Raw genomic sequence first — 21,456 nt, forward strand, 5'->3', positions numbered from 1 at the left:
AAAAACGGTACATCACTAGAAAGGCATGATCATCGTGCATCTAACGAGTCAATACAATACTTCACTTGTCCTTCTTTCGATAGTAATTGCAATAATATCTTCCTATACCGCTCTTAGTCTAGCAAACCGACTAATTGTCGCTAAAGGGTACATGCGAAACGTCTGGGTGGTAGCTGGTGCCATTTCACTTGGGTTTGGAATATGGTCCATGCACTTTATTGCAATGCTCGCCTTTCATCTGGAGATACAGGTAACCTACAATCTTATTCTTGTGATTTTATCTATTATTCTAGCGGTAATATCTTGTGGAATTGCTTTTTTTATTGTTAGTAAAGGATTACGGCAAAAAATACATATGAGTATCGGAGCATTTTTTATTGGAACAGGTATTGTTTCCATGCATTATGTTGGAATGGCATCCATGCAAATGAATGCAACGATCGCATACAATTTAGTACTATTACTATTATCATTTTTAATCGCTTTCGGGGCTGCATTTGTAGCTTTATATTTATTATTCTATTTTCAAACCGATTCAAATAAACTAGGTGTCCAAGTGAGAAAAGTCGGAAGTGCGGTCATCATGGGAATAGCAATTGCCGGAATGCATTATACCGGTATGGCAGCCGCTAGCTTCCACTCACAATCGAACCATACGGAACATACCTTTGGGCTTGCCGTTAACAATACTGCAATGGCCTATGGTGTCGGTCTTGGGATGTTTGTTATTCTAGCATTTGTTGTAACTGGAATATACTCAGATAAACGGTTTCAATTAAAGTCATCTGAACTCGAGTTTATCGACAATATGTATCAAACCGTTGTAATGAGTGCTAATGATGCCGTAATGTTGTGTGACGCTCAAGGAATTATTATTGCTTGGAATTCTGGTGCGGAAAAAATTTTTGGATATAAAGCAACGGAAGCTATTGGACAAAATTTACAAATCATCATTCCAGAGGATTACCGAGAAGCACATGAAAAAGGAATGAAGCGCTATATAGAAACAAAAAATACACACGTAATTGGTAAGACAGTAGAATTACAAGGTTTACGAAAAAATGGAAATGTTTTTCCAATCGAATTGTCCATCTCCACTTTTAACAAAGATAAGGAAATATTTTTCAGTGGGATTATACGAGATATATCCGAACGAAAAAAAGCAGAAGAAAAGATTACAGAATTGGTCTACCGTGATCCACTAACCAATTTACCGAATCGTCGTTTTTTAAATAACCATTTAGTGATGTGTATCGAACAGGCTGCAATCAATGATCAACTTTTAGCAGTGATGTTTATTGATCTAGATCGTTTTAAAACAATAAATGATACATTAGGACATGGTGCAGGTGACCGTTTACTTGTAGAAGTCGCCAAACGAATGGAGTCCTGTATTGCAAAAAAAGACATGCTTTCACGTCAAGGTGGAGACGAATACATCTTGGTATTTCCTAACACGACTCACAAAGAAGTAGCAAATGTTGCGAAAAAACTTTTAGAAACACTTAGCCATTCGTTTGTACTAGATAACAACGAATTATTTATCTCAGGCTCCATCGGAATTAGTATGTATCCAGAAGATGGGACAGAAGTTGATGTGTTAATTAAAAATGCAGACACCTCCATGTATCGGGCGAAGGAGCTTGGGAAAAATAATTATCAGTTTTTTACCGCAGATTTAAATAATATTATTGCGGACAAAATGAATCTGGAAATGGGATTGCGCAAAGCGCTAGAGAAAGAAGAATTTGAGTTATACTATCAACCACAAGTTCACGTGAAAACTGGAAAAATAAAAGGAGTAGAGGCACTACTTAGATGGAATCATGAAGAACTTGGTTTAGTTTCTCCAAATGATTTTATTCCACTAGCGGAGGAAACTGGCCTCATTGTCCCAATTGGTAAATGGGTAATGAAAGAAGCATGTAGACAAGCTACTATTTGGCAAGAAGATGGTCATACAAAACTAAGGGTAAGCTTAAATATATCAGCATTGCAATTTCAGCAACCTGATTTTGTGGAAACCGTAGAAGAAATATTAAATACAACGGGATTAGAAGCATGTTATCTAGAATTAGAACTAACCGAGAGTATTGTCCAAAATCCTGTCTATGCTTTACCAATTATGGAAAAATTAAAAGCCATGGGCGTAACTTTGTCACTCGATGATTTTGGTACTGGCTATTCTTCATTAAGCTATTTACGATCTTTTCCACTGGATACGTTAAAAATTGATAAATTATTTATTGATAATATCCATGATCACAAAGACGCAGCTATTGTCAAAACCATTATTAGTATGGCAAATAGTCTGAACCTGAATGTTATAGCAGAAGGTGTCGAAACACCTGATCAGCTAAATTCACTTTACCAATATGAAGGTGATGAGTATCAAGGGTATTTGTTCAGTAAACCTGTATCATCTACAGAGTTCCAAAAATTGATAGAGAAACGTGTAAAAGTATGATGACAGTAGAGAATTTTGTTAAAAAATACAGTAGTTCTATTAAATAGGACTACTGTATTTTTTGGGAGGTAAGAAAGTTTTAATCCTTTCTTACTGCATAAGTGTAACTATGGATTGGCGATAAGCCAGGTTTTCTAATGTAAGGATGTGGATATTTAGTATTATCACTACACTATTGACATTAATTAATTACTAAATTATACTTACTTACAAAAGGTAACTAATAATCGTAGGAGGCAATCCAATATGGAACAGAAATTTTTCCAAGAACCGAGTACATTTGTCGGTAATGTAGAAATAAATGTAACAAATTTAAAAAGCTCATTAGATTTTTACAGAGATGTAATCGGGTTTCAAATACTAGAACAATCAGAAAAGAAAGCTTTACTTACCGCTGACGGTAAAACGGCTCTTTTAACAATTGTACAACCAGAAAATGTAGTGCCAAAACAAGAACGGACAACAGGGTTATACCATTTTGCTATACTTCTACCTAATCGGTTAGAGTTAGCAAAAATTATAAAGCATTTTAGCGAGCTGAACGTTCGTTTAGGAGCTTCCGATCACCTTGTTAGTGAAGCACTTTACTTAAATGATCCAGATGGAAATGGAATTGAAATATATACGGATCGATCTTCATCCACATGGACATGGGTAAACAATGAAGTGAAAATGACCGTAGATCCGTTAGACTTTCAAGATATTATAAAAGAACTAGGGAACGATCGATGGTCTGGACTCCCAGTTAATACAGTAATGGGTCATATACACTTACATGTATCGGAATTAGAAAAGACAGAAGAGTTCTATAGTAAGGGACTCGGCTTCTCGATAGTATGCCGATTTGGCGGACAAGCACTTTTCATTTCTACTGGCGGTTACCATCATCATATTGGTTTAAACACGTGGAATGGAGTAGGTGCCCATGCATCAGCGAAAAATGCGGTTGGGTTACAATCATTTACTTTGGTACTTTCAAGTGAAGATTCTAGAAAAGAAGTGGTTGATCAATTGAAAGGATTAGGGTATGAGGTGAAAGGTAAGGATGGAATTTTTGTTACGAAAGATCCTTCAGGTAATGTGATTCAGTTAACTGTCTAAGGAAAGTAATAATAGGCGCAACTCTCCTTGTGATGGTTGTGTCTTTTTTTTATGCAAAAAAATACTAGTATATCCAGTAGCCATAAACAGTAGCAAACACCAAACTTCTACAATTTAACTACTTTAATACTAAACTTTTGTTAGAATATAAACAGTGAAACAGGAAAGGCCACTTTTAGAAACCCTCTATATTTTTTAGAAGACAGGAGAATATAATGAAAAAACCAAAAAAACAGGTGGGGTTAAAACCATTCATTTCACTAGTTCTATCAACGAATATACCAAAAATGGCTCTTACCTTTGGTTTAATAGGCAGCGTTATTACTATGCTGGTGGGGCTTTCTATACCATTACTTACAAAAGAATTAGTAGATGGTTTTTCAATAGAAGCTTTGAGCACTACACTAATTATTGTTATTTTTGTGGTATTTATTTTACAAGCAGTGGTAGATGGGATATCAACGTATTTATTAGCTGTTGTAGGGCAAAAAATTGTTGCTAGATTGCGTGAAATGATGTGGTTTAAACTTATCCGGTTACCAGTTAGTTATTTTGACAAACATGCTAGTGGAGAATCTGTAAGTCGAGTTGTAAATGACACTGGAATTGTAAAAAATTTAATCTCACAGCACTTCCCTCAGTTTATTACTGGACTGATCACAATTATTGGAGCACTGGTTATTTTACTAATTATGGACTGGAAGATGACTTTATTAATGTTAATCGCAGTACCGGTTACTTTCGCCATTATGATGCCACTTGGAAGTAAAATGGCAAAGATCTCTAAGGGTCTACAGGATGAAACCGCAACGTTTACAGGAGAAATACAACAAACCTTGAGTGAAGTGCGTCTGATGAAATCTTCAACAGCTGAAGCGGTTGAAGAAATTAAGGGAATAAAAGGTATTAAGAAAATGTATAATTATGGTTTAAAAGAAGCCCGGATTTTTGCGCTTATTGGTCCTTTCATGTATACCGTAATGATGCTCGTTATTGTTGTTATCATTGGTTATGGTGGAATACGCGTTGCTGAAGGGTCGATGACAACAGGTTCACTTGTTGCTTTTCTATTATACCTATTTCAAATCATATATCCAGTTACTTCATTTGCAATGTTTTTTACCGAATTGCAAAAAGGAAAAGGCGCCACAGAACGAATTATTGGTATCCTGGAAGTACCAGAGGAAACTGGTCGGGATGGTTTGGAGAAAGATATTTCAAATCAGCCAATTCATGTTTCTGGTGTTTCATTTGCCTATGATGATGAGATGATTATTAAGAACATTTCATTTGATGCTCGTCCTGGTGAAAAGATTGCTTTTGCAGGACCCAGTGGCGGTGGTAAAACCACATTGTTTGGCTTGATTGAAAGATATTATGAATTAACAGAAGGAAAAATATACATCGGAGATACTTCTATACATGAGTTATCATTAAATTCCTGGCGCAAGCAAATTGGATATGTCTCTCAAGAAAGTGCGATGATGGCTGGAACAATTCGGGAAAATTTAACATACGGTTTAAATGATGCTGATACTATACAAGAAAGCCGATTATGGGAAGTAACTAAAATGGCATATGCGGATCAGTTTATTAAGGAGTTTCCAGAGGGATTTGATACAAAGGTTGGAGAGCGCGGTGTGAAACTCTCAGGTGGGCAAAGGCAGCGAATCAACATTGCGCGTGCATTTCTGAGAGATCCGAAAATTTTAATGCTTGATGAAGCTACTGCAAGCCTAGACAGCCAATCGGAGCATGCGGTCCAAGAAGCATTGACTCGATTGATGGAAGGACGTACCACTTTTTTGATTGCACACAGGTTATCTACCATTGTGGATGCTGATAAAATTATTTTTATTGAAAAGGGAGAAGTCACTGGAATTGGAACGCATAAAGAGTTAACGAAAACCCATTCATTGTATCGTGAATTTGCAGATCAGCAGTTGACTTGACGTAATAGATTAAACTACATCAGTATCTAGTTATGCCTGCACTCAAATTTTGAGTGCAGGCACTATTTATAACAACTTAAACTTCTTTAACAACCGTCCCCGAAATCCGATCGTGTGGAAGTACTGCCCCATCTTTCATTTCGAATTCATTACGCTTTCGTATGTAATCAAGTGAACTCAATGTATCGCGATATGCCATCCGTTTGAGAAGCTGATTACAAGTCGGTTTTGAACCATCTTCATTTTCCAACAAGAGCCCCAGCTGTCTATAACCAATTGTTTGTCCGTTTTTACTTAATTGTGCATATTCTAATGCCCACAATACGACAGTTGGCGTTAGTAATGCGTGTATTGCTTCACTCTTGATTTTTTTACGCAACAAACGCTCAACACCAGCAGTTACTACCGCAGAAATTGCCACGTCAATCCCAAATGCTTTGATTCTTTTTTTTGTAATGGATTCCATTTACGTTCCTCCTCAGATTACTTCTTACCTGTTATACGAAAAGAAGTCAATTAAGTTTCATCTATGAATTAGAGTATGCCGTGGTAAAATCTATTTTATTGCGGAAGGCATCGACTGAAAAATTATGAGAAAATGAAAGTGAATTTCAACGTATTTACATGCATATTCGCGTTGATTCAATTGCTATGCTTTATACTTGTTTTTTCTAAAATATGTGTCGGATTTACTAGAAATATAGATTTCCTATACCCCTTGCTATCACTCGGCTAAGCGCACTGTGCCGCGTTTCCCAAAATCAGAATAATTTTATTTATTTAATCATATATGATATGCTTTTAAGCGTGCTTAATTACCTAGTTTGTTTTAAGGAATTTCTTTGTGAATTTTTTAGAATGGATTATTTAGTAGTAGTGCTTCACGTTTTATAGGAGGTGAAACTGTGGAATTTGCATTATCTACACCAACGTTGTGCTGGTTACTTATACCTATGCCAATGTTGATTTTACTATCAATTATCACGTATTTTACAGAGAGAGAGGCGAAGAATTAGAAAATGGATATTAGTTTACCAACGTTAACATCAATCATTATTTATTTAGTAGGAATGCTTGTTATTGGTATCGTTGCCGCTAAGATGACAAGTAATTTATCAGATTATGTATTAGGTGGAAGACGCCTAGGAGCAGGAGTGGCAGCTTTAAGTGCAGGTTCCTCGGATATGAGTGGATGGCTCATGCTAGGCTTACCAGGAGCAATGTATGCAAGCGGAATGGGTGGTATGTGGATCGCCATTGGACTTGCAACGGGTGCTTACCTAAATTGGCAATTTGTTGCCAAACCTCTTCGTGTGTACACAGAGAAAGCCAATGATTCGATAACTGTCCCAGATTTCTTTGAAAACAGATTCCGAGATAGTTCAAAATCACTTCGAGTTATTTCCGCAATCGTCATTCTAATTTTCTTTACATTCTATACATCATCCAGTCTTGTAGGAGGAGCAATTCTTTTAGAAAGCTCATTTGGTATGGATTATAGACTTGCATTGTGGGTTGGAGCAGGTGTTATCCTATCGTATACGTTTTTCGGTGGATTTTTGGCCGCAAGTTGGACAGATTTCATTCAAGGAATCTTAATGTTTCTCGCTCTCATAATCGTTCCTATAGTTGCAATCTATGAACTTGGAGGCTGGAATGAAACGTTAGATGTGGTTGGGAGTATTGATCCATCCTATCTCAATATTTATTCTGGCGCGACGATCATTAGTATTATCTCCTTATTAGCATGGGGATTAGGCTATTTTGGCCAACCACACATCATTGTTCGATTCATGGGAATAAAATCAACAAAAGAAATTCCAAAGGCCCGTTTAATTGGGATGGTATGGATGATCGTTTCCTTATTTGGGGCAATATTTGTCGGTTTCTCAGGGATTGCTTACTTTGCAGACTCTCCTTTAGAGAATTCCGAAACCGTATTTATCATGTTTTCACAAGTATTATTTAATCCATGGGTAGCTGGATTCTTACTTGCAGCAATTCTTTCGGCAATTATGAGTACAGTTGACTCACAATTACTCGTATCATCAAGTGCGTTAGCACAAGACTTTTATAAAGCAATCTTTAGAAAAAATGCAAGCCAGAAAGAAGAATTGCTTGTTGGAAGAATTACAGTAATTGTTATTGCAGTTATCGCTATCTTCTTAGGTTATGACAGTGATAGTAAAGTATTAGAGCTTGTAAGCTATGCATGGGGTGGATTTGGTGCCGCATTTGGACCAGTTATCATTCTGAGTTTGTTCTGGAAACGAATGACAAGATTTGGAGCGTTAGCTGGAATTATTGTTGGTGCTTTAACCGTTATTATTTGGAAGCCACTAACTGGCGGAATCTTTGACTTGTACGAACTAGCACCAGGATTCGTATTTGCAACATTAGCGATTATCATCGTTAGTCTTATTGACAAGGCACCATCAAAAGAAATCCAAGATGAATTTGAAGACTATAAATCAACATTAAAACAGTCATAATGAATGTAGTTCCCGAATAATGGACTTTTTAAAAAGTCGTTATTCGGGAATTTTTTGCACTGATAGAAGTTTAAATCTATGGATGGGTGCTATGATGAAATTGAAATGTTTGTAGATTTAATTGTTGGGAGGGATAATTATTAAATACTTTTTAATAAGTCTAACAGTGCTTTTACTTTTATTAAGTGCCTGTTCTGAAAAAGAAAAGGTTATCAAAATAGAAGATAATGACAAAGCAGCTATGTTATTTATTCAAAAAGTGGAGGGTAATTCATCATCTGAAGAAATGACTAAAATAGTAAAAAACAAGCAAAAAATTGATAAATTATTTTCCATGATTGAAGGGATAAAGGTTAAAGAGACAAGTAATGAGTATGCTTTTAAGCAAATGAAATCAATGACTACATATGTGTTTGTATTTTCTGAAGACAAGGAAATAGAATCAGGTAAGAAAGCTCCATATGCTTTTTACGCTTTAGAAGATGGTTCTTTTATATTTTCTTATAGTGATTTTGGTGTTCATACCGAGCCGTTCATTACCATTGAAAAGCATAAGCAATTACTAAAGGAAATAAAACGAGTATTAGAAATTGAATTTTAAAAGTGTCATAGTATTAGCCTAGTCGATGATGTCATACCATCGATCAAGCTTATGCTATGGCTTAAGATTTGACATTGCGAACATCTATTCATTTGATGGAATGCTAATGTCATCGCCGTTGGATTTGAATGCTGGTAACTGGGTTTATTCGGTCGTTTCTACACTAACCTTTAACAATCTATGGGACCCTTTTCAGGTTCAAAACCATGAAATATCTCTAACATATCAAAAAATTTTAATCGCAATTGGATATTTATGTTAATATTAATTAGAAGATTAAGAAATTTGCACAAAAAGCCTTGTAGAAAATAAATTGATTATTTTCATGGAGGGATATGATGAAGCGTGTAGTAACTTTGCTTATTGTATTTTGTCTGATTTTGATCGGCTGTGCCAAGGAAAAGGAAATGTATAAAGCAGATGAATGGGAAGAAAGTGCGAAACTTGTTAGAGAAGTGGTAGTTACAGATGCTGGGGATAAAGGTAACTTTGTATTTCGTATAGGTAATAACGGAAAATTAGGTTTTGGTGAATATGGACCATTTATTGAAAATCAAACACAAAAGTATATGTGGTTTTTTTGGGGGGAGAAGGACATCTTAACTGAGCCTTTTAAGGTAGTTGGTATAAGCAAAGAAACTGGTGAACGTATCACTGTTATTGATTTACCAACCAATCAATCCCTTTCACCACATTTAGGTGCTGATCATCATATTCCTTCTTCCATTTCATTACCGACCTCAGGACTATGGAAGTTAGAGGCATATTTTGGTGAAAAATTGTTTGGGAAGGTAATAGTTGATGTTGAGGAAAAGTAGAGCAGTGCTATATCGAAATGGTGGAAATGGAGTTAACGACAAGTAATGAAAATAATTATTTTTATTTTTCTTTCTCTATTCATTGTGTCCTTAGCTTTTGTATCTATCACCGGTAACTTTCCCTATTCAAGTCATGGAAACCCAAGCGCTAGTGAGATCCTAGATGGAATCCCAGATGCTGATATTCTTAAATTTAATGGGATAATTTTTTCAAATAGATCCGAATCTGTAGGTGAATCAGAAAAAGGCGAACTAATCGGTGAAATAAAGAACCAAACCACAAAGACATGGTGGTTTTGGGACCTTTATGCAACGAAAATTCCAGAAGGCACCAAGGTCTACAGGGTGAAGGGAGACAAAAAAAGAGATGCTACTTTATCGGTGTTAGTAGAAATTGACAATAGATTTATAAAGTACCGCGCTTTGATAGAGGGATAATCAGAAGGAGACTGTTATGATACGTGATTATATTTCAGAAGATAAAGATGAACTACAAAAATTAACAAACAATATAGACACTGGATATGAAATAGATGATCTAAACGATATCCAAGCGAATGCTGTTAAATTCATCGTTTTTGACGAGGAAGATATAAAAGGTTTTTCTTACGTTACACTTTCAACAAATGGTAATGGTGAACAAGAAGCACAAATTAGCTTGTATGTTGAGCGACAGTCAAGACTAAATGGAATTGGAACAGCTTTGTATCAAGAAATGGAAGACTATTTAAATGGTAAAAAGCCGGATTATATTAGTGCTTACACACGAGTAGATATAGAGAACCCGCAGCTATTTTGCGAGAAGGTCGGATTTCATAAATGGTGGGGGTCACCGGAGTTATTTTTTTACGGTGATAAATTTCCAGATGTAGATCTTGATTTTGTGAAATATGAAGAAAAATTTTTTGACCAATATGTAAAAGTTGTTCAAGATGCGTACTATGAAATTAACAGATCTAACGATATAAAACCTTACTTGCCCTCAGAAAAAAGTGTTTTAAAGTATCAATTATCAAATAAAGAAAAGGTTTATTTAGCATTGGATGATGATCAGATTGTCGCATCGGTAACGGTTGGTGAGGGCACTGTCGATAATTTAATGGTCTCGCCAGCTTACCGAGGAAATGGGTATGGTAAACAAGCTCTTCAATTCGGTATAAATAAGATGATCGATCAGGGTTATGAAAAAATACGGATTTGTTATATGGAGAACAATACAACTGTAGAAAAGCTGTACTTTTCACTTGGTTTTAAGCCACTACAGAATACCCATGTTTATCGGAAGTTTATTAATAATTAGGAGGATATTATGACAGAAGATTTCTATTGTGATGAAGTACTGAGTGGTAAAACACAAGTTAAAAAAGTAGTGGAGACTGAAAATGTTTTAGCTTACTATCACACCAAACCTTTTTACCCAATCCATATCGTGGCCTTTCCAAAGAAGCATATTTCATCTTTATTATCTTTAGAAGAGGAAGATAATGAAATAGTGCTAGAACTGTTAGATGTCATTAAAAAGGTCGCTGCTAACGTGACGAAGGAACACGGAGCGTGTAGAGTTATTACGAATATGGGTGATTATCAAGATTCTAAGCATCTCCATTGGCATATTGTATTTGGAAAACCGTTAAAGTAGGTTGTGTTGAACTTTGATTTTATTGTGAGAGGGGGGATATTTGTTTTTTATTCAAATGTCAGATTTTATCCGGTTTTAGAAAGTCTGGTTATAGCCTTTCAGATTTCTGGAAAAACCGAAGCGATTAGAAGCCGTGAAACAAAGCAACTAATAAAAGATTGTTTGGAATAGGTTATAATTTATATGGAAAGTTAATTTACATAAATTAGGAGCGGAAAATGGAAGCATACACTATTTCTCATGATAGAAATAAAAATATAAAATCTCTCATTATATATCTACTTATATTTTATCTCGTATGGACATTAAAGGAGCTATGGTTAATAGATTTTATTCTAACTTTCGATGAACGAACCTCAGCTATTTTATCTGCAATTATAAAAGTTCTAGTATGGATTATCTCACCTTGGTTATACATAAAATACTACTTACATTCCAATCCGGTAAATTATTTAAAATTGAATTCCAACGTAAAGATAGGTTTATTTTGGGGAATATTTCTTTCCTTTCTTCTCGGAATATATTTTTGGTTTAAAATCTATGTGCTAAACAATCAAGTATTTGATTTTTCCTTATCCATACATAGTTTTCTTAATACTTTTCTATTAGTAGGAATTACGGAGGAAATTGTATTTCGTGGTTTCATACTCCAAATGATCATGAAAAAAATCACCTTTTGGAAAGCTAATCTCATTACAGCAATACTATTTTTATGGATACATTACCCTATATGGATTTATAGTGGTACATTTTTTGACCTCTGGGGACAACTGTACGTTTTTGTTATCGGATTACTATTTGGATATTTATTTTACAAAACTGGTTCACTGTGGACAGTAGTCATTATACATTCTTTTCATAATTTCTTTCTTATAATTATGTAGAAGAATTGCTTACAAGATATTTTTTCTATTAATTTAACGACGTTTGAAACCTTTTGTCAAAATATACGTACTATTATAAACGCTTAACGTATTAGGAGGTACGAACTTATGAAAAAACACATAATGTTTATTCTGCTTATAAGCATTTCAGTTCTTCTTATTAGTTGTACGAATGAACAAACAAAACCGAACCCTGAACCTAAATCACCCAACCCAGATCCATTCACATTCACTTATGAAGGACAAGAATTTACGATCGTGAATTATTTTGATGAAACACTCGTTTACATAGAAAAAGCTAAAAAACAACCAGACAAACAGGAAGAAATCTATGTCGAAGAAGTAATGGATCCTATTCGATTAGATGTCTTTGGGGAACGTCGTGGGCTTTGGCTTGAGGATTACTACAATGCTCCGATTAATCTAGATAAGTTGGCTAATTCAGTTGCAGCATTAGAACAAAAGGAATCAAAGATGAACAATTGGATTAAGGAAGCTTTCAAGGATTCAGTTGAAATCTTGCCAGGTGGCAATAAAACAATACATGTTATGCCATCAAATCCTGAAGAAGATACCATGATGAGCGGCTTGAATTTTGTGACTGGTATGGCACCGAATATGGACTCTATTATACTGGAAGTGCATCCTTCCTTTAAGGAAAAAGATTTAAAATATACCGTTGCACACGAGTATCATCATACGATTTATTTTGAAAAAAATGGCGGTATTCAAGAACGTACACTTCTAGAAGATATCATGATTGAAGGGAAAGCAGATACATTTGCTCAGCTTGTTTATCCGAAGGTGGAGGCACCATGGACAAAGCCATTACCAGCAAAATTTGAAAATAAAGTATGGTCAATTTTAAAGGAAAATAAAGGTTCATATAATTATGCCCTTATGGATGATTTTTTCTACGGTAACTTAGGTAAAGGGATTCCAAAGTGGTCGAATTATAAATTGAGTAATAAGATTATGAAGAGCTTCCTAATAGAAAACCCTAATGTTTCAATTGAAAAATGGACCAGTATGTCAGCTAATGAGATCTTGAGTAAAAGTGAGTACGGAGAGAAGATTGTGGCTAATAATTAAGGCGGTTGGAAAGAAAAAATACATTTAGCTTGAGATTAGAACGTATTCAATCAATTCAGTACCTAAAGCAGTTTTAACAAAGGAGAAATAATAATGATTTTGGAATTAAATAGTCGTGATTTTTATAAGTGTTCCAGTTTGGTAAATAAGAATGGGCAAATGGAAGTGAAAGCTGTAATTGAAGGGATTAATCCAGGTCGCATATTTGTAGATGACTCTGACTCTCCAAAAACTGGACTCATTTGGCTCGGAAGTAACAATGGATTTTTCTTCATCGGAAACGAGAAAAATCAGGAATTTACTAACGAGATTAGTAGTTTTATTGACAGCGTAATTGCACCGGAAGCAATGAAGCTAGGACTTAATTGGTTCGAGGGAATCGGTAACCATCCTAGTTGGAATACAGTAATTGAAGACACATTAAAACACAAAGATTTAGGTAGTTGGAATCAGAAAGTATATACGATTCAGGATAAGGATTATAAAGCTGATTGTGAACCAACAATCGAAGAAGATTACTCCGTCCACAGAATCAACAGTGAAATTTGTAACAATAGCAAAATACAAAACATCGATTTTTTGCGAAATAAGATAAAAGAATTTTGGTCATCACCAGATAAATTCTATGATCATGGGATTGGTTACTGTATCCAACATAAAGGTGAGATTGTAAGCGTCTGTTTCTCCGGATTTGTCGTTGATAATGTGCACTGTATAGATATCGAAACACTCAAGAATCATCAAGGGAAAAAGCTAGCCAAGAAAGTAACACATCACTTTGCGAGGGAATGTTTGGCGAAAGGATCTGTCCCGTACTGGGATTGTATGGAGAAAAACAAACCTTCTGTTGCAGTTGCGGAAAGTATTGGTTTTAAGAATGTATTTAATTATGTGGGATATGATTATGAATTATAGTAGGTACTAGTTTTGTGAAAAAGGGACTTGAAACAAGGACTGTTTATGGACAATAACCAATTAGGGGACATGAAAAATGTACATAAAAATATTTAATGAAATTGTTAGTATTTTACATAACGATTATGCTGGTTGTTTTGATAAAAGAGGATGGGATAATCCTGAATTTTACCGTAAAGAGATTAGTGAAATGAAACAACCGAATGATGAAAGATTTGTGGAAATCGTCCAAGATTATTTATTGGATTTTCGAGACCTACATATGAAATTTAAACATGCTGCTCAATTAAATCAAAGTTCGAAAGATGTTGGATTTGAGGTTAGAAGGTACAAAGATTTCCTATATATTGTATCGTGTGATAAAGAAAATCGTGTGAAGCCAGGCTACGTTATTTCAGCGCTAGATGGGGTAAGTATTTCTGAATTAGTAAGCGTTCACAAAAGACAATTAATGGAAAATGAAGCAGAGAGGGAGAATTGGAGTTCAATTCTCCCAAGATATAAAACCGCAACAGTTCAAGGTGATTATGGAACAACGTTTATTTTGGAGCTTAGTAACCATGAGAAAAATAGCTATCATCCTGAATATACTTTAAAAGAAATGACAGAGGATACAATTTTATTAACGCTAACAGATTTTATGAATCACAATGCTATTTCAAATTTAATAAATGAAAATGAATCTTTACTTTCAACATGTAAAAATTTGATTATTGATGTTCGTGTGAACAAAGGTGGGAGCGATCTAGCCTATTTCGACTTACTTCCATTTCTATTTGATGGAAAAGAAATAGATCTGACTAGTTTTAATGAGGGAACGATGTTAACGAATTGTACAACTCGAAATGTGGAACTTAGAACGCAACTATTAAAGGGAGTATTAGGTTCAATTGATGATGAGAAGACAAGAAATCAACTAAATTCGCTTATAAAATCCTTGGAAGGTAACAAAGGTAAAGGCTTTGTTGAGCTTAATTCTGCGGAAATGAATGAGGATTTGGTGTTAAAAACGAAGCCCGGTCCTGAAAATGTTATTCTATTAACAGATGTATATTGTGGAAGCTCTGGTGACTCGTTTGTTGAGATTTGTATAAACTCTTCCAAAGTCACAGTAATTGGAAGACCGACGCTCGGACTAAACGACTACGCTAATATCGCCATTATGGAATGGGAGAATAAATTTGACCTTTTGTATCCTACGTCGAAACTTTCAATCGTTGATGAAGGTATGGGGATGAGCGGAGTAGGAATCCAACCAGATATATACATTCCGTGGACACCAAATCATATAGAAGAAGACTTGGATCTTAGAAAAGCGTTTGAGTTAATGGAAGTAAACACACTGTATTAAGTGATGGCTATTTACTATAACTGTAGCCATGGAAAAGGAGAACAATTATGCTTAGGGTAACACTATCAGCTATAACCTTACCAGTAGTCATCATCCATCTTTTCGTTTTATATTTTTGGATGTTTGATTGGGAGCAACTGGTGACGCGTCTTGGATTAGTAAGTTGGATTGGTTCTATATTAGTTGGGATGTTAATTTATTCTGCTTACCACATTTATTTTAAGTCTGATCATCTTATTAGTAAAAGAGTTATATTCGTATCGACATTGATGACTATAAGCTTAGGAGTTATTGCCTTGGCAGTATGGTTTATTACGAGTTCAATGCCTTAAAAAATGAAAAACTAGTGTTATGGAAAGTTATTGGGGAGATATGGGAAGCTTTCGTTCCATTAAACTATAAAACAAATTTATTAGGAATAATAATTGTAATGCCAATCACAATAGCCATTTCTTTTATCTTTTCGACATTGTTATTTAGTTACATAAAGAATTCCAATTAGCCTCATCGAGGTATTTTATTCGATGAGATTAGGCTGTTCTATAGGAGGAACTGCAATGAACCGAGTATCTATTACTTTATTAGTTTTCGTATTAATCATTTCTGGATGTGCTTTAACTAAAAGTAGTATGCCGGAAGAAAAACCAGATGACTTTGATTTTAAGGTTCAGTTTGGTGTACAAAGTAAGAATGAAATAAATACATATAAGGATACCGTGACTAAGGATTTGATAATGAATGGAACTGCTACCGCGAACATAACACTTACGCAAGAGGAAATGGCTAAAATCTATCAGAAAATGAAAGAGATTAACGTTATGGAAAAAAAGGATTTTGTGCCCAATTCAAATTGTTCAACGCAACCATCTAAAGAAGATAAATGGAAAATAACTGTGAATCGAGAAACGATAGAACATCATTACATTTCCAGTAAATATTGTTTAAAAACAAATGATGCTGAAGATTTTATTGAATTGAGACAGTTGATATTCGACATTGTGAAAAAGAAGGAAGATTACAAAAAGCTGCCAGATCCGGATGGTGCATATGCTTTAAGGTAAAGTATATGAAGTAAAAAGAAACAAGCGAATTGTTTTGTGTTTTACAAAAGGGTGTGAATAATAATTGGTGAAACAAGAAAACGAAGAAGTATTAACAGGAGGCAATGTCTCCAACGTTTACAGGTTGGGAGATACTGTTCGTCGTGAATTGAAGTCAGATAGTTTTAATGTGCATAAGTTGCTTAAGCATTTGGAGAGCAAGGGTTTCAATCATGCACCGAAGTTTTTAGGTATTGATGAAAATGGAAGAGAGATATTGTCCTATCTAGAAGGTGAAGCAGGTAATTATCCTTTAAAAAGGTATATGTGGTCTGACGAAGCTTTGATGGATATAGCAAAAATGCTACGCCTTTATCATGATAGTGTAGGTGATTTTTCTTTTGATGAAAGCTGGCAACCTATTGATAACACTCCGAAGCAATATGAGGTTCTATGTCACAATGATTTTGCAATATACAATATTATTTTCAACCATGAAAGATTAACGGGTATTATTGATTTTGATGTAGCTGGGCCTGGTCCAAGAATTTGGGACATAGCTTATAGTCTTTATACTTGCGTTCCTCTTAGTAGATTTTATCTTACCGAAACAGGTGAGAAAGTTTATTATAATTCATTGCAGGATGCTGATCGTATAAGACAAAGAATTAGATTGTATTTTGAATCGTACGGTGAGGAGGTAGAAGAAAGTTTATTGAATATGGTAGTTCTTCGTTTAGAAGGCTTATGTAAAACAATCAATAGAAAAGCTAGTGAAGGAGACATCGCTTTCCAGAAAATGATAGAAGAAGGGCACCTTGAACATTATCAAGACGATATTAAATTTATTCGTGAATATGGAAAGGAGTGGGTTTAAGTCTTGGTAGACATAAATATATACAATTATCTTGGTACATTTAATTTACACTTAAATTAAACTATCCTAATCACAAAAATCCAATTTTTAGGAGGGATTTTGATTGCATTGGTTAAAATTTTTTCTTGCATGGGTTGTTGGTACAATAATTGCGGCGCTAACAATGAGCTTATGGTTAGGGCAGGGAATAGACTGGAAACAAGTAATCATTTCTATTGTTGGTGGTTTAGGGGGAATACTTATTGTAGCAGGGGTTAGGAAGTTTAAAAAAGAATAAAATATGCTAACGCAATAAATCCTCGTCTTCTACAGTAATATCATTCATATCCACAAATTCAATCGCTACTTGAGTCTGTAAATATCAACAACTCAAGCAATACTTTATAGGATTTTTATCTACAGCAAGCTACATTTAATCCATACTAATGAAAGAGGTGAGTGTAATGTTCGACATGATTAAGGTAGGAAAACAGATTGCACAGTTAAGAAAGGAAAAAAAGATTACCCAGATGGTTCTTGCAGATCGATTAGGTGTTAGCTTTCAGGCAATTAGTAACTGGGAACGGGGCCAAACGATGCCAGATATCTCAAAACTACCTGAGCTTGCAAGTATATTTGAAGTAAGTATCGACGATATACTAATAGACAGTAAAGGTACACAATTAGTCAAAAATTTGGTTGAAAATGAGGAGCAGACGGAAGCTCAGCCAGTCGATAAGGAAGAATTTATAAATGTGGCACCTATTCTTCATATAGATCAAGCTGATAAGCTGTATGAAAATATTCAAGATGAGCTCTCGACAAATGAATTAGCTTCTATAGCACCCTATATTAATCAGAGCTTAATTGATGAACTAGCTAGGAAAGAATTTGATTCAAATGGTTTTAAGGGTATATCCAGAATTGCACCTTATATGAGTCAGGAAGTTCTTGATGCATGTGCAAAAACGGGCTGTGAGTTAAATGGTTTACAGACATTAACAATTATAGCTCCATATATCAGCCAAGAAATAATTGATACATGTGCCGAGGCAGAATTTGAAACAAATGGATTAGCAGGATTTTCAGCTATGGCACCATTCATTAGCCAAAAAGTGATAGATGTAACAGCTAAGAAGGAACTAGCGTTAAATGGTTTTGGTAATATAACCCCAATCGCCCCATTTATTAGTCAAGAAATTATTGACGAAGGCGCAAAAGTTGTATTTGAATCAGACGGCTTGTCAGCTTTAACATCGATGGCGAGTTTTATTAGCGAAGATATTTTACAGGAATGTGCTAGAAATAGCTATGATATAAATGGTGTTAATTCAATTGTTTCGATTGCTCCATTCCTGAAAAAAGAGCTACTGAATGAACTTGCATTAGATGCTATTTCTAAAAAAGGGATTACTGAAATTGTTCCGATTGCACCTTTTATTGATAATACTTTGGTAAAATAATAACTAAATACTTAATTTTAGAAAAAATAAACGCTTTGGCTGAATCCAAGGCGTTTCTATTTATAGAAATTTGCCAGGGGGAGCGCAAATGTTTTGGTTAAAATTTATATTTATTTCACTAATTGTATGGGGACTTATTTTAGTATTTAAGCTTATACTGAGAAAGACTTTTAGAATAGAAAAGGTAGAGAAAGAGCTTTTTTCGTATAATTATATAAACGATTCACACCGGAAAATTGATAAGCTTTTGAGAACCGTCTCAACAATTGCTGCTTTATTTTTTCTTTATATGGTGATTTTTCAAGAATTTTCTTTTGTTTTCTTTGCAGTTACATTAATCAGTTTCAGTATTTTGGAGTATGGAGTAAGGGCTTATTTTGAATGGAAATATACACAAAACCCAAAACAAGCAATTTTAACAATGAGCGAAGTTATTGTAATAGTAGCTTCTATTATTATTGTAATTAGATTAGATTTGCTTAGTTTAGGATTATAAATGAAAACCCTCTTAAATAGAGTAGTTGTACGGATGCGTTTTTTCAGAGATATTGTCCAATAAAATGAATCGGAGGAACTAATAGTGCATCCAATAACAGTTATACAAATTACAATTTCGGTTGCTCTAATTATAATTATTTTTTCGATCACATTGTTGTTACTAAAGAAATTCAGGAAGATAAACCTGATAATCGTTTCTTCAATAACTACCTTACTACTTTCATTTTTAATAATTCGTCCGGTCTGGATTGACTATCATGTGTCAAAAAAGGTGGTTCATCTAAATCAATATCTAGAGAAAAAGTATCCTAATCAAAAATGGGAAATAAGACAAAAAGAAGGCAGACAATATAACCCTTATCACCTAGAAGTCACTTTTGAAAATGAAAAGGGTTGGACTTATACTTATTCAGTTGCAGATGAAAAGAATATTTGCCAAAACGTCTGGACTCCACCAGGAGATGAATTACCTAGAGAAGGAAAACATTATGAGAGCGAGCATTGCAAATAGCACCATTTCATGGTCACTGCGGATCATTCATAAATATTTATATCAAAAGAAATGCGAGCACCTTTCTATTGAAATGGTGCGTTTTTTACACTGGTAGAAAAGTATAAGTTTTATGGATATCAGTATAAGGGCAACTAAGGCTTTCGCCATTAAAGCTTGGCGATAAGCCAAGTTTTCTAATGTGAAAAAATTATAAAATTTCTTATGTTGCACTAGCAACCGACAATTTTAAGATAGACGTTTAGAATAATATACAAAGGGAAACCAAGAACACATAGAGGACAAACTACATAGAAAGGGGGTGAAGCAGTGCAGGTTAGACTGTTTTTACTGGCGTGTATTATGCTGGTGGCAGTTTTGTTCATTCCGAGTCAAGTTTTTGCTGGAAGTGGTTTACTTAATGTTGTTGGTGATGTCCAAGATGATGTTTCGCAAGTCACAGAAAGTTTGGATGGAAAAGATTCATCCAAGGAGAAATATTCCAAAGAACACAAAGGTAATAAACAACAACAGAAAGTCGAAAAAAGTAACCTTTCCTTATCTGGAGTTGTTTCAGATAGTGTAGATACCGTGAGTCAAACTGTCAATGGTGTTACCAAAGAAGTTACTGATGTAACAGAGGAAGTTGGTGATGTAACCAAAGAAGTAACAAACGAGGTTACAGAAGTGACGGAATCTGTGGAAAATGTAACAAATGGGGCAACAAGCGGTGTTACTGAGGTCACAGAAGAAATCGGTGATGTAACTGAGAACGTAACTGACGAGGTTACTGAGGTAACAAAGGAAGTCAGTAACGTAACGGAGGAAGTAACAAAGGAAGTTACCCAAACGACTGAGGAAGTCACGAACACTAAAGATGAAGTAGAGATAAATGTTGATGCAAATATTGAAACTTCAGTTCAAGATACAGAACCGACTATCCAGGTGGATATGGATGAAGAAGTAAGTGTTGAAGAAAAAGATGAAAGCATTAGTGAAAATGATAAAACGAAGTCTAATTTTTCTACTACTTCAACTAGTGATGTTAAAAAAGAAAATTTAGCAGAGTTATTCCGAGAGGATTCTTCATCTAGTGTAGATATTAAAACGGATAATAAAGCTAATCTAAAAAATACATCTAAGGATCAGGGTAAGCAAGAACTTTATAATCAGTTCAAGCAACCAAAGCAAGATTCAAATAAGGATGAACAAAACAAATCACCTGATTCGATTGCTGTTATTCCACCATCAACACAAACTATTGGATCGAGTAACTCATCCCAGAGTGGAAGTAGTCAAAGTGGAAATACCTTTAATTCCATTTATGCACTAACAGCCGTGGATCAGGAAATGAATAAGTTACTTGAAAGTCCAACGGTTTCATTTGCTAAATTCATAGGAAGCCAATGGGATAATGCACCGCCTTCACCACCACCAAAAAAAGCTTCTTCTTTCTCAAACCAACAATTAATTATCTAAATAAATGAGAAGAAGGAGCGAGTTAAATAATGAATTTTAATGCTAAAATAGTTAAGTCTATAGTTTTGACAGGTGCAGTTTCTGCGAGTGTATTCTTTGGAGGTCATGTTAGTCAGGCTTCTACAGGTCTAGGATTGAACCTTGATTTGGATAGTGAAAACGTTATTTCTATTGGAAGCGAAGAAGCAAATGAAACTAACATTAATCTACAAGGAGAAACTGATGTAAACGTAAATGCTGACGTTGAGGCAACAGAAGAGGAATCTTCTGAAGCAAACGTAGACACATCAGCAAATGTGGATGCTAATGCAGATGTCG

Annotated in this window: 23 protein-coding genes; 22 read left to right on the plus strand and 1 reads right to left on the minus strand. The window is 34.9% G+C overall.

The annotated features are described in order from the left end of the window. The first annotated feature begins 34 nt into the window (after nt 1–34). The 3 genes from ACY9Z2_RS12245 (at nt 35) to ACY9Z2_RS12255 (ending at nt 5,520) form a co-directional block, all read left to right on the plus strand. Nucleotides 35–2,467: an EAL domain-containing protein gene (locus ACY9Z2_RS12245; RefSeq protein ID WP_463609929.1), complete on the plus strand. Its 2,433-nt coding sequence runs from the start codon at nt 35–37 to the stop codon at nt 2,465–2,467. Nucleotides 2,468–2,713: 246 nt separating this feature from the next. Then, nucleotides 2,714–3,568: a VOC family protein gene (locus tag ACY9Z2_RS12250; protein WP_463609930.1), complete on the plus strand. Its 855-nt coding sequence runs from the start codon at nt 2,714–2,716 to the stop codon at nt 3,566–3,568. A gap of 215 nt (nt 3,569–3,783) precedes the next feature. Then, nucleotides 3,784–5,520 (plus strand): ABC transporter ATP-binding protein, encoded by a 1,737-nt coding sequence (locus ACY9Z2_RS12255; RefSeq protein ID WP_463609931.1) that lies wholly within the window; start codon nt 3,784–3,786, stop codon nt 5,518–5,520. A gap of 76 nt (nt 5,521–5,596) precedes the next feature. Here ACY9Z2_RS12255 and ACY9Z2_RS12260 read toward each other — a convergent pair whose 3' ends face one another. Next, a complete protein-coding gene (locus ACY9Z2_RS12260; protein WP_463609932.1) occupies nt 5,597–5,986 on the minus strand; it encodes an RDD family protein in 390 nt (129 codons plus the stop codon). A 553-nt stretch (nt 5,987–6,539) separates the two neighbouring features. On the opposite strand from ACY9Z2_RS12260, the gene putP reads away from it, so the two are divergent. From putP to ACY9Z2_RS12355, 19 genes are all read left to right on the plus strand, one after another. After that, the gene (gene putP, locus ACY9Z2_RS12265) at nt 6,540–8,012 is read left to right on the plus strand and encodes a sodium/proline symporter PutP (protein ID WP_463609933.1); all 1,473 of its coding nucleotides are present in this window, start codon (nt 6,540–6,542) and stop codon (nt 8,010–8,012) included. Nucleotides 8,013–8,136: 124 nt separating this feature from the next. Further along, on the plus strand, nt 8,137–8,613 hold the full coding sequence (locus ACY9Z2_RS12270) for a hypothetical protein (protein ID WP_463609934.1): 477 nt from the start codon (nt 8,137–8,139) through the stop codon (nt 8,611–8,613). A gap of 338 nt (nt 8,614–8,951) precedes the next feature. Continuing rightward, nucleotides 8,952–9,431, plus strand: a complete 480-nt coding sequence (locus ACY9Z2_RS12275; RefSeq protein ID WP_463609935.1) for a DUF4871 domain-containing protein — start codon at nt 8,952–8,954, stop codon at nt 9,429–9,431. A 45-nt stretch (nt 9,432–9,476) separates the two neighbouring features. Then, entirely contained in the window at nt 9,477–9,869 is a 393-nt protein-coding gene (locus ACY9Z2_RS12280; protein WP_463609936.1) for a hypothetical protein, read from the plus strand. A gap of 16 nt (nt 9,870–9,885) precedes the next feature. Further along, on the plus strand, nt 9,886–10,731 hold the full coding sequence (locus ACY9Z2_RS12285; RefSeq protein WP_463609937.1) for a GNAT family N-acetyltransferase: 846 nt from the start codon (nt 9,886–9,888) through the stop codon (nt 10,729–10,731). Nucleotides 10,732–10,740: 9 nt separating this feature from the next. Further along, nucleotides 10,741–11,070 carry an HIT domain-containing protein gene (locus ACY9Z2_RS12290; protein ID WP_463609938.1) on the plus strand — a complete coding sequence of 110 codons (330 nt, stop codon included), beginning with the start codon at nt 10,741–10,743 and terminating at the stop codon, nt 11,068–11,070. A gap of 218 nt (nt 11,071–11,288) precedes the next feature. Then, a complete protein-coding gene (locus ACY9Z2_RS12295; protein WP_463609939.1) occupies nt 11,289–11,954 on the plus strand; it encodes a CPBP family intramembrane glutamic endopeptidase in 666 nt (221 codons plus the stop codon). A 108-nt stretch (nt 11,955–12,062) separates the two neighbouring features. Continuing rightward, nucleotides 12,063–13,046, plus strand: coding sequence for a DUF2268 domain-containing putative Zn-dependent protease (locus ACY9Z2_RS12300; RefSeq protein WP_463609940.1), 984 nt, complete (start codon nt 12,063–12,065; stop codon nt 13,044–13,046). Nucleotides 13,047–13,139: 93 nt separating this feature from the next. Next, a complete protein-coding gene (locus ACY9Z2_RS12305; protein ID WP_463609941.1) occupies nt 13,140–13,961 on the plus strand; it encodes a GNAT family N-acetyltransferase in 822 nt (273 codons plus the stop codon). A 76-nt stretch (nt 13,962–14,037) separates the two neighbouring features. Further along, entirely contained in the window at nt 14,038–15,312 is a 1,275-nt protein-coding gene (locus ACY9Z2_RS12310) for a S41 family peptidase (RefSeq protein ID WP_463609942.1), read from the plus strand. A gap of 47 nt (nt 15,313–15,359) precedes the next feature. Then, nucleotides 15,360–15,644, plus strand: coding sequence for a hypothetical protein (locus ACY9Z2_RS12315; RefSeq protein ID WP_463609943.1), 285 nt, complete (start codon nt 15,360–15,362; stop codon nt 15,642–15,644). A 225-nt stretch (nt 15,645–15,869) separates the two neighbouring features. After that, nucleotides 15,870–16,373 (plus strand): hypothetical protein, encoded by a 504-nt coding sequence (locus ACY9Z2_RS12320; RefSeq protein ID WP_463609944.1) that lies wholly within the window; start codon nt 15,870–15,872, stop codon nt 16,371–16,373. 64 nt (nt 16,374–16,437) lie between these two features. Further along, entirely contained in the window at nt 16,438–17,229 is a 792-nt protein-coding gene (locus tag ACY9Z2_RS12325; RefSeq protein ID WP_463609945.1) for a phosphotransferase, read from the plus strand. Nucleotides 17,230–17,332: 103 nt separating this feature from the next. Beyond that, entirely contained in the window at nt 17,333–17,506 is a 174-nt protein-coding gene (locus ACY9Z2_RS12330) for a hypothetical protein (RefSeq protein WP_463609946.1), read from the plus strand. A 166-nt stretch (nt 17,507–17,672) separates the two neighbouring features. Further along, on the plus strand, nt 17,673–18,671 hold the full coding sequence (locus tag ACY9Z2_RS12335) for a helix-turn-helix domain-containing protein (RefSeq protein ID WP_463609947.1): 999 nt from the start codon (nt 17,673–17,675) through the stop codon (nt 18,669–18,671). 88 nt (nt 18,672–18,759) lie between these two features. Then, entirely contained in the window at nt 18,760–19,167 is a 408-nt protein-coding gene (locus tag ACY9Z2_RS12340; RefSeq protein ID WP_463609948.1) for a DUF4181 domain-containing protein, read from the plus strand. An 84-nt stretch (nt 19,168–19,251) separates the two neighbouring features. After that, nucleotides 19,252–19,680, plus strand: a complete 429-nt coding sequence (locus ACY9Z2_RS12345; protein WP_463609949.1) for a hypothetical protein — start codon at nt 19,252–19,254, stop codon at nt 19,678–19,680. Between the two features lie 309 nt (nt 19,681–19,989). Further along, nucleotides 19,990–21,138: a ring-infected erythrocyte surface antigen domain-containing protein gene (locus tag ACY9Z2_RS12350; RefSeq protein ID WP_463609950.1), complete on the plus strand. Its 1,149-nt coding sequence runs from the start codon at nt 19,990–19,992 to the stop codon at nt 21,136–21,138. 29 nt (nt 21,139–21,167) lie between these two features. Beyond that, a partial coding sequence (locus tag ACY9Z2_RS12355; protein WP_463609951.1) for a hypothetical protein occupies nt 21,168–21,456 on the plus strand: 289 nt, incomplete at its 3' end.

The sequence above is a fragment of the Virgibacillus sp. GM2-2 genome (assembly GCF_055329585.1).

What these genes read in the sequence shown, in the direction of transcription:
- ACY9Z2_RS12305 (WP_463609941.1), top strand. Translation starts at nt 13,140, where the DNA reads ATGATTTTGGAATTAAATAGTCGTGATTTTTATAAGTGTTCCAGTTTG.
- ACY9Z2_RS12260 (WP_463609932.1), bottom strand. Translation starts at nt 5,986, where the DNA reads ATGGAATCCATTACAAAAAAAAGAATCAAAGCATTTGGGATTGACGTG.
- ACY9Z2_RS12295 (WP_463609939.1), top strand. Translation starts at nt 11,289, where the DNA reads ATGGAAGCATACACTATTTCTCATGATAGAAATAAAAATATAAAATCT.
- ACY9Z2_RS12250 (WP_463609930.1), top strand. Translation starts at nt 2,714, where the DNA reads ATGGAACAGAAATTTTTCCAAGAACCGAGTACATTTGTCGGTAATGTA.
- ACY9Z2_RS12285 (WP_463609937.1), top strand. Translation starts at nt 9,886, where the DNA reads ATGATACGTGATTATATTTCAGAAGATAAAGATGAACTACAAAAATTA.
- ACY9Z2_RS12290 (WP_463609938.1), top strand. Translation starts at nt 10,741, where the DNA reads ATGACAGAAGATTTCTATTGTGATGAAGTACTGAGTGGTAAAACACAA.
- ACY9Z2_RS12320 (WP_463609944.1), top strand. Translation starts at nt 15,870, where the DNA reads ATGAACCGAGTATCTATTACTTTATTAGTTTTCGTATTAATCATTTCT.
- ACY9Z2_RS12315 (WP_463609943.1), top strand. Translation starts at nt 15,360, where the DNA reads ATGCTTAGGGTAACACTATCAGCTATAACCTTACCAGTAGTCATCATC.
- ACY9Z2_RS12310 (WP_463609942.1), top strand. Translation starts at nt 14,038, where the DNA reads ATGTACATAAAAATATTTAATGAAATTGTTAGTATTTTACATAACGAT.
- putP (WP_463609933.1), top strand. Translation starts at nt 6,540, where the DNA reads ATGGATATTAGTTTACCAACGTTAACATCAATCATTATTTATTTAGTA.
- ACY9Z2_RS12255 (WP_463609931.1), top strand. Translation starts at nt 3,784, where the DNA reads ATGAAAAAACCAAAAAAACAGGTGGGGTTAAAACCATTCATTTCACTA.
- ACY9Z2_RS12280 (WP_463609936.1), top strand. Translation starts at nt 9,477, where the DNA reads ATGAAAATAATTATTTTTATTTTTCTTTCTCTATTCATTGTGTCCTTA.
- ACY9Z2_RS12300 (WP_463609940.1), top strand. Translation starts at nt 12,063, where the DNA reads ATGAAAAAACACATAATGTTTATTCTGCTTATAAGCATTTCAGTTCTT.
- ACY9Z2_RS12340 (WP_463609948.1), top strand. Translation starts at nt 18,760, where the DNA reads ATGTTTTGGTTAAAATTTATATTTATTTCACTAATTGTATGGGGACTT.
- ACY9Z2_RS12335 (WP_463609947.1), top strand. Translation starts at nt 17,673, where the DNA reads ATGTTCGACATGATTAAGGTAGGAAAACAGATTGCACAGTTAAGAAAG.
- ACY9Z2_RS12275 (WP_463609935.1), top strand. Translation starts at nt 8,952, where the DNA reads ATGAAGCGTGTAGTAACTTTGCTTATTGTATTTTGTCTGATTTTGATC.